At 43.3% G+C, this 14385-nt stretch carries 12 protein-coding genes; 6 read left to right on the top strand and 6 right to left on the bottom strand.

The genetic code is table 11. From position 1 onward, the window contains the following. Position 1 precedes the first annotated feature (1 nt). The 3 genes from OCV12_RS22530 to OCV12_RS22520 form a co-directional block, all read right to left on the bottom strand. On the bottom strand, positions 2-1750 hold the full coding sequence (locus OCV12_RS22530; protein WP_261886227.1) for a formate--tetrahydrofolate ligase: 1749 nt from the start codon (positions 1748-1750) through the stop codon (positions 2-4). A gap of 271 nt (positions 1751-2021) precedes the next feature. Next, positions 2022-3326 carry an inosine/guanosine kinase gene (locus OCV12_RS22525; protein WP_017630393.1) on the bottom strand — a complete coding sequence of 435 codons (1305 nt, stop codon included), beginning with the start codon at positions 3324-3326 and terminating at the stop codon, positions 2022-2024. A gap of 129 nt (positions 3327-3455) precedes the next feature. Next, complete coding sequence (locus tag OCV12_RS22520) at positions 3456-3935, bottom strand: CreA family protein (protein WP_176679732.1); 480 nt, start codon at positions 3933-3935, stop codon at positions 3456-3458. 248 nt (positions 3936-4183) lie between these two features. On the opposite strand from OCV12_RS22520, the gene OCV12_RS22515 reads away from it, so the two are divergent. From OCV12_RS22515 to OCV12_RS22505, 3 genes are all read left to right on the top strand, one after another. Beyond that, the gene (locus tag OCV12_RS22515) at positions 4184-4678 is read left to right on the top strand and encodes a hypothetical protein (RefSeq protein ID WP_261886226.1); all 495 of its coding nucleotides are present in this window, start codon (positions 4184-4186) and stop codon (positions 4676-4678) included. 59 nt (positions 4679-4737) lie between these two features. Beyond that, positions 4738-6561 (top strand): HD domain-containing phosphohydrolase, encoded by a 1824-nt coding sequence (locus OCV12_RS22510; RefSeq protein WP_261886225.1) that lies wholly within the window; start codon positions 4738-4740, stop codon positions 6559-6561. Positions 6562-6850: 289 nt separating this feature from the next. After that, positions 6851-7576 carry an HAD-IA family hydrolase gene (locus OCV12_RS22505; protein ID WP_176679729.1) on the top strand — a complete coding sequence of 242 codons (726 nt, stop codon included), beginning with the start codon at positions 6851-6853 and terminating at the stop codon, positions 7574-7576. 433 nt (positions 7577-8009) lie between these two features. Here the strand turns inward: OCV12_RS22505 and OCV12_RS22500 are convergent, their stop codons facing one another. Beyond that, positions 8010-9434 carry a methyl-accepting chemotaxis protein gene (locus tag OCV12_RS22500; RefSeq protein WP_261886224.1) on the bottom strand — a complete coding sequence of 475 codons (1425 nt, stop codon included), beginning with the start codon at positions 9432-9434 and terminating at the stop codon, positions 8010-8012. A gap of 148 nt (positions 9435-9582) precedes the next feature. Then, entirely contained in the window at positions 9583-10806 is a 1224-nt protein-coding gene (locus OCV12_RS22495; RefSeq protein ID WP_123283946.1) for an aromatic amino acid transport family protein, read from the bottom strand. A gap of 447 nt (positions 10807-11253) precedes the next feature. Here OCV12_RS22495 and OCV12_RS22490 point away from each other — a divergent pair, with 447 nt between their 5' ends. The 3 genes from OCV12_RS22490 (at position 11254) to OCV12_RS22480 (ending at position 13495) form a co-directional block, all read left to right on the top strand. After that, a complete protein-coding gene (locus tag OCV12_RS22490; RefSeq protein ID WP_017059831.1) occupies positions 11254-11382 on the top strand; it encodes a hypothetical protein in 129 nt (42 codons plus the stop codon). Between the two features lie 172 nt (positions 11383-11554). After that, positions 11555-12166: an acyl carrier protein phosphodiesterase gene (locus tag OCV12_RS22485; RefSeq protein WP_261886223.1), complete on the top strand. Its 612-nt coding sequence runs from the start codon at positions 11555-11557 to the stop codon at positions 12164-12166. Positions 12167-12223: 57 nt separating this feature from the next. Then, positions 12224-13495: a DEAD/DEAH box helicase gene (locus OCV12_RS22480; protein WP_261886222.1), complete on the top strand. Its 1272-nt coding sequence runs from the start codon at positions 12224-12226 to the stop codon at positions 13493-13495. A gap of 123 nt (positions 13496-13618) precedes the next feature. Here OCV12_RS22480 and OCV12_RS22475 read toward each other — a convergent pair whose 3' ends face one another. Next, complete coding sequence (locus tag OCV12_RS22475; protein WP_261886221.1) at positions 13619-14359, bottom strand: TetR/AcrR family transcriptional regulator; 741 nt, start codon at positions 14357-14359, stop codon at positions 13619-13621. Positions 14360-14385: the final 26 nt, after the last annotated feature.

The following is a 14385-nucleotide window of genomic DNA, read 5'->3' as shown; positions in this document are numbered from 1 at the left end:
ATTAACTTAACCCGATGATATTCCCTTTGTCATCGATGTCTAATGACATAAACGCAGGTTTATCAGGTAAGCCCGGCATAGTCATGACATTGCCGCATAAAGCGTAAATAAAACCTGCACCTGCACACAGTTTTAATTCTCTAACCGGAACGTCAAACTGTGTTGGAGCACCTTTTATATATGCTTCAGTTGAGATAGATAAAGGCGTTTTTGCTAAACACACGGATAGATTGGAGTAACCATGTAGTTTGAATTCAGCGAGTTGTTTTTTTGCTAGAGGTGACAGTGAGATGCTCGCTGCGCCATAACCGACTTCAGCGACCGCCATCAGCTTTTCTTCTAAGCTTTGCTCTGATTGATACAAAGGCTTAAATTCACTTTCAACTTGGCAAGCTTTTACTACTGCATTCGCTAACTTAATCGCGCCTTCGCCACCTTGACCAAACGCTTCACTGACTTCAACGCTCACGCTTGAATCGAAAGCGGCGATCATCTGTTTTAATGCGTCAAGTTCTTGGTCTGAATCTTGTGGGAATCGGTTGATAGCAACGACGGTTGGTACTTGGTATTGCTTAACGTTGTTGATGTGCCATTTGAGGTTCTCAAAACCGGCAACGAGTGCATCTTTGTCATCACTAAAGATAGAGTCTGGTAGTGGGGTGCCCGGTCTTAAATCGTATAAACCTGAGTTCGCTTTTAATCCGCGCAGTGTCGCCACAACAACGGCACAGTCAGGCTTCTTGTTGGATGCCTTAACCTTGATGTTACACGCTTTCTCGAAACCCATGTCTGAGCCGAAACCACCTTCGGTCACCACAAAATCACTCAGTTTTAAGGCAATCTTGTCGGCAATAATTGAAGAATTACCGTGTGCAATGTTCGCAAATGGCCCTGCGTGAATAAGTGTCGGAACACCTTCAAGGGTTTGCATTAACGTTGGCTCAATAGAGTCTTTCATTGTGACGGTCATCGCTCCGGCAACGCCGAAGTCATCCGCGGTTAGTGGCAAGCCTTGATGATTATAGGCGAGCACAACACGGCCAATGCGTTTACGTAAGTCTTGCAAGTCGTCAGCCAGTGCAAGAATTGCCATCAGCTCTGAGGCGGCTGAGATATCAAATCCGTCTTCGCGTTCAAAGCCATTAATTGTTTTGTTCGCTTCATTCTTGCCTACAGTGATCATGCGTAGTGCGCGGTCATTGTGGTCGAGTACACGTCGCCAAACGATTCTGCTTGGGTCAATATCCAAGGCTTTTAAGCCAGAACGCGCTTCAAATGCCTCTAAGCCTTCACGTTGTTCATGATACAAACGTGCATCAATCGCTGCAGACGCCAGGTTATGAGCGGCTGTTACGGCATGAATGTCGCCAGTTAGGTGCAGGTTCAATTGATCCATAGGAGCGACTTGAGAGTAGCCACCGCCAGCTGCGCCACCTTTAACGCCAAATACAGGGCCCATTGAAGGCTGACGAATACACGCCATCGCTGATTGGTTAATTTTGGCAAGACCTTGAGCGAGCCCAATGGTGGTCACTGTTTTGCCTTCACCAAGTGGCGTGGGTGTAATCGCCGTGACTACGACCAATTTACCATCTTGTTGGTTAGCGAGGCGTTCAAGTGATGTGAGAGACACTTTAGATTTGAATTCGCCTAATGGCTGGTGTTCGTCGTGTTGCAGGCCAGCTTGTTTGGCAACCTCACTGATGTTTTTAAGGGGAGTAGAGCGACAAATATCAATATCAGACAGCATATTTGATCCTTATATCAGAACCGAAAGGTGGTACGTAAACGTTTGCGTGGCGATACTACTGCATAAATTTGCCAAGTAAAGGCAAACCACACGAATTATGTGCTGGAAGATAACAGATCTAAAGAGTCATTGCGCGAGATCAAATCTTAAACGGGCAAAATATTTGATTCGATTACCTGAGATTGTGATTGCATTGTTGTTTGATACAAAAAGGGCTGCATATAGCAGCCCTTCAAGGATTCGTAATTCGACTTAGACGTCGTCTAAAAGATTAACGATCCCAGTATGTTTCTTCTAAGCTATCTTCGCGTTCTGGCAGTGCACGAGAAAGGCGAGGAGAGTGCTGAGTCAGTACTTCGTAGCTTACGCGGTTTGCGTACTTACAAATTTGAGACAGTGACGAGTACGTTAAGCAAGCGTGTTCGTGCTTCTCTGAGTTCGGTACGTTCACGTGGTGGTAGCTGTTCGCTGCCATGTCGTGCAGTAAAGCAGATAGCGCGCCATCGCCAGCACCGTTGGTGTTCTTAATCTCAAGTGGACCACCTAGGTAAGGGCCAATGTGAGAGTACACTTTCACTGGGTTTTGACAGTCTTGCTTGCGCATGGCGCGGCTGAACTCATACTTGTTGAATTCTGGGATATTACCCGGCAATAGCGGCAGCGTTGTTTCACGCTTCGCTAGCTCGTCTGTGTAGCCTGCCATGTAAAGGCCAATTGGACCTGCAGTACATAGTACTAGGTCAACCCACTCAAGCGCTTTGTTCGCTGCTAGTAATGGATCTTTCTCACCCGTTAGTGCTTCACCTTCGTCTTCGTTCATCGCAACGATGGTTACGTTTTCTTTCAGGTATTCTTGCCACCATTCAGCGTTACCTTCGATCACATACTTAGTACCAAGCGTCAGTACAACAGGCACATTGTGCGCTTTCGCGTATTCAATCGCTTTTTGTACCGCTTTTGGCATTGGATCTTCAGGCTTGCCACGCATTAGGTATGAAGATACAACTAGCGCAGATGCTTTCTCGAAAATCTTTTCAGGAATGCTTTCAGGAAGAAGTTGGTTCATGTGTCCTTCGTTGATCGCAAACGTACGCTCGCCATCTTCGGTAATCAGCGTGTAACAACGACCAATTGGACCATCAACAGTTTGTAGGTGGTTTAAGTTCATACGAGAAGAAGTGCGGCAAAGGTAACGGTAACCGAACGAGCCTACTTCAATTTTCTTAGACATAACGCCAAGCAGTACAGATTTGCTGTCTGCAAGTACGGAATAGTTGTGCAGTGTGTTACCGATAGTGTCGCCAGGGTATTGATGCGTGATCAAACCGCGCTCAACTAGCTCTTCATACAACGCATCTGCTTTACTTTCTTCCAATACAAGCGAGTGACCTTTACTTAGCTCGTATTTTTCTAGGAACGCGCTGTCAACACGGGCTTCGATATCAACAATAGTCTGACCCACACCGACAATCGTTGCGCGGTGAAGCTTAGGTGTTTGTTGAATTTGGTTGACCAACGGATCACGTGCGTGAGTTGGAAAGTAGTGCTTAGATTTACGCTGTCCAGGAAACTTCATATGAAAAATACAGTGAAAAAATTTTGCCGCATGATATCACATTTTGTTTCTGTTTCTTTCATTTTTATTACATTTTGAATCACCTGCACAATGTCTGTACAGATGATTCGACTAACTATCCGTTTGAAACTACTCGGTTGGTTGGACTAACGTCGCTGGATCAACGTAAGCCTCTGTACCCCATAGTGGAACAGTTGAAAGGCTATGTTTGAAGCTGCCTTCTGTTTCTTTAGTGGTGTAAGACAAGTAAAGCAGTGATTGATTCTCTGCATCATAGATACGGCGAACCTTCATTGTCTTGAAGAAGATACTTTTCGATTTCTTGAATACCACTTCACCTGACTTGCTTTTATCGATCGTAGCAATCATTTCTGGTGTGATTTCGCCAGTTTGACGACAAGAGATAGAGCTATCGCTTGGATCAGAAAGGCTAAGGTTCGCTTCGATGGATGCGATATGACAAGTCACACCTGCAATCTTATCGTCATCAAGAGAAGACATTTTGATGTCCTTCATTGTGAAGAAACCCAGAGAGACGTCACCAACCTCGTTGTCCGAACAGCCAGCTAACATTGTGATGATACCTGCTGCTATTAAGGCTTTTTTCATAAGAAGTCCTTTTTATTTATATAGTTCTGTTTACTATAAGGATATTGAAAGCATGAATACGAGTGTAGAGCTTTTCGTTAAGTTCTTAAAGGATGTTGTTGGATAATGAAAAATATGAAGCATTTAAAGTACTTGTTGGCCTTGGTCATGCTCTGTATGCTCTCTGCTTGTAGCTCGGCACCTCAGCCGACCATATGTCTTCCAAATAACTGTGATATTTGGGGATACTAACCGTAGGTACTAAAAGAATGAATAACGAAATACCTGAAATTGCACATAATAAAAACCAATGGCTATTTAGCCACCTCGATATTGCTTACCCCGCAAAAGAGAGCCTTCTCGGTTTAGATATCTATAAAAAACAACTTTCCCAAAAGACTTACCAACTTCTCCCGCAAGACCAAGCTCCCACTCAAATTGACGAACTGCATAAAGTCGATTTCCATAAGCTGACCGTACTTTTCTCATTAAACCAAGCAAGTGCTTATCAAGATGAAGCTGAAAGGGCGAATATCTTGGAGTTCTTAAGCCAGATTATGTTATCGGATGAGCATGAGCTTTATGTCGGTACAAAAAACGGCGATGTTGTCGCAAGCGCGGTAGTGACAGCAACGGATGAAGAGCTATTGATATCGGATGTTGTTAACCAAGACGATCAAAATATTGTCGGCTTTGCTAAACAGTTACATAATTTTTGGGCACAAGATCAAGTTTCTACCCATAAAGTATGGTTCGAGAACTAAAGATCTTTGAGAAAGCGTTAATCTGAGTACAATACACCGTCTTTTAAAAAGGGTTCGGTATGTACAAGCTATTGATCTCAATCGCTGTATTGTGTGTTAGCGCTTTTTCTCCTGCGATTTATGCTAACGACTGGGATATCAAACAAATCCTAGTTTTACACTCCTACGAACCTTCCTATCAATGGACCGCGGATTTCCAAAAGGGCATCGACAGCGCGTTCGAACATTCTCAATCTGAAGTAAAGCTCTCAATCGAGTATCTAGATACCAAGCGTATCCATAGCCCTGAATACTACAAATCTCTCGCCAACTACTTACAAGCCAAATACGCTGGTTATGAATTTGATGGTGTAATTGCAACCGATGATAACGCCGCCAATTTCTTAGAATCGCTGAGCACATTGATTGATCGCTCTACACCCGTTGTTGCGGCGGGTATCAACGACATTAGCACTGACATGTATGCCGTGACTGATAGAGCAACCGTGCTTTACGAGAATGACCACATCGATATTAATATTGAACTGATTTCTCAGCTAAGACCAAACATCAAGAACTTATACTTTGTAAATGATTACAGTGTCACGTCTCAACTGATTCGAAAAGAAGTCTATAAAGTGATGGCGGACTTTCCAGATATCAATCTGGTCGAAGTCAGTAATCAAACGCTTGAGCAAGCGAGCCAGTTTTTACAAACGATCTCCGCTGATGATGCCGTGTTACTCAGTCACTACAACACTGAGCTGACTCAAGGTGTTTATCACTCTTATAAAGAAGTGGCCGAAACTTTATCAGCATCAAGCGCCGCGCCTGTGTTTGCGCTTTGGCAGTTTAATATCCTAGGCGATGTGTTTGGCGGTTATGTCAATCACTCACAGAGTATGGGTGAAGAGGCAGTTGATGCGTTAGATAAGTACATACCACTGAACTTCGATACTCCGCTGGTTCCGGGGGACAATATTCGCTTTGTCTTCAACTACTCAGCTTTGGCAAAATTTGGCATCAGTGAGAGTACACTTCCAGAAGAATCGGTTGTCGTTAATGAACCTTCTTCTTTTATCCGCAAGAACTTCCAACTGTTATTAGGTTTGACCATGGTCATTGCCGGATTAAGCCTGATTATCCTGATGCAGTTTGTTACCTTGCGTCAAAAGAAAGAGTTGGCGAAGAAGAACAAGCGCATCCTCGCTCTGCAGAAGCAAACACTGAACGTTCAAAAAGACATGATTCATGTGCTGGGTGAAGCGATTGAAACACGCTCTGGAGAGACAGGGAACCATGTTAAGCGCGTTGCTAAGCTGTCAGCACTGTTGGCGAAGCATAGTGGTTTGAGCCACCGAGAAGTCGAGATGATAGAGATCATCAGCCCAATGCACGATGTGGGTAAGATCTCGGTGCCGGAATCTATTCTCGATAAGCCTGGTAAGTTAACTGAAAAAGAGTGGGAGGTGATGAAACTTCACACCACTGCTGGTTATAACTTATTGAAAAGTGGTGCAGGCGACATTACTAACCTTGCTGCAATCATCGCCAATGAGCATCATGAACGTTGGGATGGCGCTGGTTATCCGAATGGCAAGGTGGGCGAGGAGATTCACTTGTTTGCGCGCATTACCGCCGTCGCGGATGTGTTTGATGCGTTACTCAGTGCGCGTTGCTACAAAGAACCATGGTCGTTAGAGATGGTTGTCGACTTGTTTGAGCGAGAGTGCGGTTATCAGTTTGATCCTCGGTTGACCAAGTTGCTTTTAAAACACTTACCTGAATTCGTCGCGATCCGCGACACTTACCCTGACAGTGGCACATTTGAGGCTTCAAACTTAGAGAATCTCACGACTACAAAGAGCGAACCTAAAGCCATTGAAGAGTTGGCTGTTAATTAGCTTTTAAAACTGCTTAACGCACCACCGCTCTCAACCTTATTGAAATTATCCCGTGTAAATTTATATTTTTAACTGTTCATTTGCATTTTTTGTAAACCAAGCAGTATTTGGTGCTGCTCATTCCTGACCAATTCGGTGAAAACTGTTGCTTATCTTGAAGCATAAGGTGATCTACTGCATATTTCGCGAAGAGAAATAAGCAAGTCTCGGTAAAGTGTTACCTTAATCATCCCGACTACTTTCATAACCCTATAGGATAAAGCTTGGATTCAATGGGAGTGAGAGAGCTATGCGGTTAGAACAGACTAAATGTGTAATTTTCGATTGTGACGGGACACTTATCGATAGCGAGAAGCTGTGTTGCCAAGCCTTGGTGAATGTATTTGCTGGCTTTGGGGCTGAGTTAAACGTGAACGACTGCTATGCACATTTTCAAGGTGGTAAGTTGGCTGACATCTTAATGGATACTCAAGAGCGTTTAGGCCTGTCTATTTCGATTGATACACTTGAGCCACTATATCGCACTGAACTCGAAGCCTTGTTCCAACGCCACTTAAAACCGATGGATGGCGCGATAGAGCTGATTGAATTCCTCAAGGGTGAAGACATCGAGTTTTGTATTGCTTCTAATGCGCCTAAATCTCGAGTTGAATCCTCGTTAGCGATGACCGGTATGCTCGACGACTTTAAAGGCAAAGTGTTTTCGGCGTTTGATGCAAACAGCTGGAAACCAGAGCCAGACCTAATTATGTACACTGCAATGAACATGGGCTTTTTACCCAATGAGTGCATCTATGTGGATGATACTTTGAAGGGAATAGAAGCGGGCGTTCGTGCAGGCATTCAGTCATTCAGATTGCGTCCAAGCATCGATGAATCACTTGTAGATCCAGAAGCCGACTCAGCAGAGCTAGCGGCTCAGGATATCTACAGTTTGGAAGAAATTTCTGTTTGGATTAATGGCAAGCACTGCTCAAGTGGTGGTATACCGAACTCTGCAGCTTTGGTGGGTTAGTGCCTAATTGAAGGCTGACTACTTTACTAAATTGTTTGGTGTGGAAACCGCATGATGCGCAAGTAAACTTCTCTCCACTTTCTGAAAGCAGATATTCGTCGTGTTGGCATAAAGGGCATGTGATGTCGTCGGTGTTTGGTGCTTTTGTTTTATTCATTATGTGTCCACCTGCAGCAAGAGGGTAAGCGAAAATAAGACCCGCTTAAGTAGATTACTCCTAAGCTCGATTATTAGACAGTTTTGACACTTCTTAATCTCTCCTTTGCGACTTGCTTCATGGTAATGATAATCTCATCGTTAGTGACCATGATTTTTGTAATGTTATTAACACCATCCAATAAAAAAGGACTCATACGAGTCCTTATTAGTTTGATTTCTATTCACGTTAACTGTATGCCACTTTAACCTCGGCTTTGAATGTTACCACTTGCGCTTAAGTGCGATATCTAGACAAAGTTTGTGATAGTGACACTGACGCTTCCGTTAACTTAGATACGCCATTTGACGAGTTTTGAGCGACTTCTTTAATCACATCAGATTGACTACGGATATCGTTCAGCTCTGCTGCAATGGTGTTTGCTACGTTACTTTGCTCATCGGCCGATGTGGCAATTTGAATACTCATATCCATTAGCGCTTGAGCTGAATCAGCAATAGAGTTTACGTCGTCACCGATGTTCGAAATCAGCTGGCTACTGGTTTGTGCTTGATCGACCGTTTGTTCGGTGATCTTCGCAATGTTTTGGCTTTCTTGTTGTAAGCGTTCAATCATTGCTTGGATTTCTACCGTCGCGGATTGAGTTCGGCTCGCAAGCGTTCGAACTTCATCAGCAACGACTGCGAAACCACGACCTTGCTCACCTGCACGAGCCGCTTCAATGGCTGCGTTTAGTGCAAGTAGGTTTGTTTGCTCTGAGATAGCATTTATTGTGGTAATCACTTCGTTAATTTGGCTAGTGTTTACATTCAAGCTAGTCACTGAAGAGGAAGTTTGCTCAATCAAAGAAGAAAGGGTAGTGATCTCTGAAATAGCTTGCTGAACCTTCGCGTGGCTGTCGTTGATCTGCTGTGCGTCTTGCTCTGTTTGCTCTGTTGAGCGAGCAGAGATATTAGACACTTCATTGGCAGATGCGGTCATCTGGTCCATAGCAGTAGCAACAGAGTCTAAAGAAGCGTTCTGGCTCATGATTTGTGTTTCGCTGCGCTTCATCTCTGTTTCGAAAGAGGCTGACGTTTCACTTAGCGTCGTGGCATTGTGGTTTACGTTATTGACTAATTCACTCAGCGTGTCCATTGAACGGTCAAGTGCACAACCAATCGTACCAAATTCATCACGGCCAGGGTGGAAACCAAGGCGTGAAGTTAAGTCACCATCACCAATCTTTTGAGTCGTTGAGTAAAGTACCCAAAGAGCACCACCTAGGAAGGTCGCTACCCAGTAGCAGAAAATACCAAAAGGCACACACCATAAAAGACTGATTAATAAAGTGTACAGTGCTTGCTGCTTTTGGTTTTGTGTATCGTTGTTTGAGACGGTAAGAGAATAGTAATTCCCATCTTGTCCAATAGCTGTTGCGGTAACCGCGCCATTGTTCGAAATGATGGTTTCTTGAGAACGAGTTTGTTGGCTAACAGAACGAACAGAGGCAGGGGAATCAGACGCTGATAAAATGCCTTTGAGTTGATACTCAACTTGCTGTTTTGCACTTGCGTCAATTTGTTCCATTTTGTTGACGTAGTTGAGTCCAGCTAGGCTCGCCACTGCGGCGAAAAAGATCAAGAAAATGACCCAAAACTTATCGTTGATAGACATTTTAATAAACAGTTTGTCTATCGTTCGAAATTGTACTTCTTTCATAAAAACTCCACGGTAAATCCTTTACCGTGGACTCTAAATAACCGACCTCAATAAAAATGTGACTTTAATCGACTAATTGTGAAAATTAATGATAGTGACATATCAATTATGAGATCTATATCAAGTAAATTAGTTCTGTATAGGTTTATTAGCCTAAAGAAGGCAGTAACCCTACTGAAATAAGGATTTGAATCGCAATGATAAATACGCCAACACTACCCGCTAAAAATAGCGCTTTGCTCCCACCCAAGACTTGGTAAGTCGCTTCTGTACCGTGAGATTTTACTGAGAAATCTGTGTAGCGAACTTTGTAAACCATTACGGTAGGTAGAAGAATCGCTAGAACTGAAAGTGCAATCGCAGCATAGCCCAGCGCCATGATGAAACCTTGTGGGTAAAACAAGGCGAAGCCCAATGGCGGTAAGAAGGTGATAACAGCGGTTTTAACGCGCTTTGCACTGCCTAGTTTTTTGCTGAGCGAGTCACCCATAAATTCGAATAGACCTAAGCTCACGCCAATAAATGAGGTAAGAAGTGCAAGGTCAGCGAACACACCAACAATCACGCTGAGATTTGATTGATGAACGGTTTGCGAAAGCGAAACTAAAAGTGCACCCAAACTCGTGTCTGACAACAGTTGTTCTTGGCTTACTACGCCCAAAGTAACGCTCTGCCAGAATACGTAGATAACCAGAGGTAGCGCAGAACCAACAATCATTACTTTGCGTAAAGAGCGAACGTCGCCATCTAGGTATCGGACTATCGATGGGATGCTGCCGTGGAAACCGAAAGAGGTGAACACAACCGGGATAGCCGCAACAATCAGACCTTGTTGTAAAGGCATGCTCAGTAAGTACTGAGAAGTGATGTTAGGTGCTAGGAAGCTAAGTACCAGAACCATCGCAACCAGCTTTAAGCCAAATAAAACTCGGTTAACTTTATCGACACTGTGTGTACCAATCGTCACAACGCCAGCAACCAACAGGGTGAATAGAAGGGTCGTGATTTGGCCATTGAGTTCAATGCCCGCGATATCGGAAATACGTTGGTTAAACTGAGCACCACCGCCCGCGATGTAGGCAGCACATAAAGCGTAAAACAGAAACATCACTGCGAAGCTCGCAATCCATTTTCCTTTCGTCCCTAAAATTGTGTGAGCTAAAGTGTGTAGGGTGGCATCAGATTCTGCGAATTGGTGAAGCTCGACCATTAGTAAGGCAGTGAACGCCATTAAAGCCCACAAACCAAGCATTAAGAAAAGTGAAGTTGAAAAGCCAATACCTGCAGAAGCAAGTGGAAGAGCGAGCATGCCAGCACCAATCGTTGTGCCTGCAATGATCAAAGTACTACCAAAAACCTTTGATTTATTCATTGTATATAATTCTTTACGTTAGAGTGTGTTTTCATTGTAATTCTTCTAGCTTAAGCGCATAAACCCAAAGAATATCTCGATTTTGAAGTATTCTGATTGAGTTTAATTCCAAATGCAACATCTAATGTAATTTAAAGTATCCACTGTAAATATTAATTTACATGTATTTGAGGGTTAGGTGTTGAAAAGGGTGAAGCAAACGTTTGACCATGATCTGCTTCAAAATTTGTAGAGTAATTTGTTGTACTTGGTGTAAGGTGGCAGTACATATGTCGTTCGCGTATACCCCTTTAGCGTAAACAAGCGTTAATGATCGCGAGTAGCTTCAAGCTATAAATATGGAATGGGTAGAGTAGAGTGCGTTCATCAAAGTGACATAATATAAGTCCAAGATGGTGCACTAGTTAACAGGACATCATGTCCACACCAAGGAATAGAGGGGGCACAATGAGTGACCAATCTTATAATGACGAAAGTCTTGAGTTGTTAGATGCTATGGAAATTGGCATTGATTTGTCTGACTATGAGCAGACAGTTAAACAATTAGCAGAAGAACTGTTCAAATCTTCTAACTAGGGTTTTCCTTAGTTAAGATTTTAGAGTTCAATGTTCTCAAAATAGACAATTCTTAGACTGAGCAAATCTCATTCGCTCACACGTCATACCAAAACTATCCTCATTAAAGTTCGCGAAGACAAACGAGTACGTTTACCATGTTACTTAGTTCTCGATACTTTAATGAGGTTCAATGAACTTTCTCGCACACCTTCACATCGCTCAGCACTGCAACAGCAACTTAGCAGGTAACCTGTTAGGTGACTTCGTTAAAGGCGACCCAAATAAACACTACTCAGATTCACTTTCTGATGGCATTCGACTTCATCGATTTGTCGATAGCTATACTGACCGTCATGATGTGTCTCGCTCTGCAAAATCTCTCTTTTCAGATCAAACAAAACGCTTTGCGCCTATTGCACTCGATGTATTTTGGGACCACTGCTTAGCTAATCATTGGCCTCAGTTCTCGACACAATCACTTGAGCATTTTTGCTCCGACAGCCATCAGCAGATCTTTGAGCACCAAGAGCCACATTGGCCTGAGCACTTCATTTCTGTTCACCAGAAAATGGCTGAGCAGAGGTGGTTAGAGAGCTATCAAGAGATGTCATCCATAGAAATGGTATTGCAACGAATGGCTTTGAGACGGCCAAAGCTAGGGATGCTTAAATCTTGCTATGAAGACCTCGAACGTCACTATGATACGTTGCAGTGTCACTTTAATGAGTTGTATCCGAGTGTTTTAGAAGAAGCAAACCAATTTAATGCACTTCAATTGAAGAAAAATCAAAAGGAAAGGTAAACAGCGTAATGCAGGTTTGCTACAATCCGCGCCTATTTAATCTTTGAGCATCATACTATGTCTGAAACTACTAAATCTTTTAACCAACTAGGATTGTCTGAGCACCTTCTTGCTACGCTATCAGAGCTTAACTTTACGGCTCCAACCAGTGTTCAAGAACAAGCGATTCCATTGGTATTAGAAGGCAAAGACGTACTGGCGGGTGCTCAAACAGGTACGGGTAAAACGGCTGCGTTTGGTTTACCGATTATCCAAAGATTAATCGAAACTAAAGACAACGTGATTCCAAACCCTAAGTTAGTTCGTGCATTGGTATTAGTACCAACCCGTGAATTGGCACAGCAGGTGTTCGACAACCTAACTAGCTACGCGAAGGGCACTGACATTAAAGTGGTTGTAGCGTATGGCGGCGTGAGTATGAAGGTTCAAACCGACAAATTACGTGGTGGCGCAGATATCTTAGTCGCGACACCTGGCCGTTTGATTGACCACATGTTCACTAAGAACATCATGTTAAGCCAAACAGAAGTGTTGGTATTGGATGAAGCTGACCGTATGTTGGATATGGGCTTTATGCCAGACATCAAGCGCATTCTTTCGCGTATGAACGAAGTTCGCCAAACCTTGTTCTTCTCAGCAACGTTCGATACCAAAATCAAAGCGATTGCGTACCGCATGATGAAGTCGCCAAGTGAAATTCAGGTGACGCCGAAAAACAGCACCGCCGACACTGTGACTCAGATGGTTTATCCGGTTGATAAATCGCGTAAGAGTGAACTTCTGGCTTACTTGATCGGTTCAAAGAACTGGCAACAAGTGCTTGTATTCACTAAAACTAAGCAGGGTACCGATGCGCTAGTAAAAGAGCTTAAACTAGACGGCATTAAAGCGGCATCAATCAATGGCGATAAGAGCCAAGGTGCACGTCAAAAAGCACTGGACGATTTCAAGTCAGGTAAAGTTCGAGCGTTGATCGCGACGGACGTTGCAGCGCGTGGTATCGATATTCAGCAACTAGAACAAGTTGTGAACTACGATATGCCGTTTAAAGCAGAAGACTACGTTCACCGTATTGGTCGTACAGGTCGTGCCGGTAACAGCGGTTTGGCAATTTCATTGATGAGCCAAGACGAAGCTTACCTATTGGGTGACATTGAGCGACTACTGGATACGCGCCTGCCTCAAGAGTGGTTAGATGGCTTTGACCCAAGCCTTGAAAAAGACCTTGCACCTGATCGCAGTGGTCGTAGCAAGAGTCGCTCGTCAGAAAAACGTAAGATGAAAGCGAAGCTTAAGATCCACCAAAACCGTGGCAAAGCACGTCGTTAATCAGCCAGATTAAAGATCTACAATATATAAGATACTAAAAAGCGCCGTTACAGTTGATTCTGTAACGGCGCTTTTTTATATCAAGTAAATTAATTTATGGGCAGGGCAAACAAAAGCATCGGATTAATGATGTTCTTGATTGCACTTCCACACACAAGGTACTTCGTAAATCAGCTCTTCTAATGCAGTTGGATTAAGTACCCACTCATCCTCGATTCGAAACTTACTAACCATTTGTGAGTTGAAGAGTTGCCAATGCTTGAGTAGGGATTCTTCAGGTGAAGTTTTCATGTCACCTTCGTTCCATGTGCTTTCCATGAACGGGGTTAAACAAACCGCAGCGTTAGCGTAAATGATCATTTGCCATTTAACTTCGTAAATATTGATCAGATTGTCTGGATTAACGTCGTTATATTGTTTTGCTAGTTCATTAATTTCTTTCTCAACATCACCAACGTTGTCGATAAAATAATCAACCAAGTTGTCTTCTTGTCGAACAGAATCTGAAATTAGCTGCATTGGTCTGCGTGAATGAATCATGTTGGTGAAAAGACGCATACTAAACAAGTAGATAGAGATGTTCGGTGCAATATCTTTTGGCAACTCTTCAACAATCTTACTGATGTAAGACTGAAAATAGTCATGTAAACAATCACTTATTGCATGCCATATCTTTTCTTTACTACCAAAATGGTGGCGGATAAGGCTATGGGATACCCCAGCTTTTTCACTGATGTTTCGCAGTGATACACGGTCATAACCACAGTCACAAAACATATCCGCTGCAACCGCCATAATTTGAAATCGAGTTTCTTCAGCGTCTTTCGCGCTTCTTCTACCTTGTTTCTTTTCAGTCATCTTCATTTCACACATTTACCTGATTACCACAT

The sequence above is a fragment of the Vibrio pomeroyi genome, from assembly GCF_024347595.1.
In the GTDB taxonomy this organism is placed as follows: Bacteria; Pseudomonadota; Gammaproteobacteria; order Enterobacterales; family Vibrionaceae; genus Vibrio; species Vibrio pomeroyi.
Note: the sequence above shows the minus strand (reverse complement) of the source record. Positions and strands in the feature narration are given on the sequence as shown.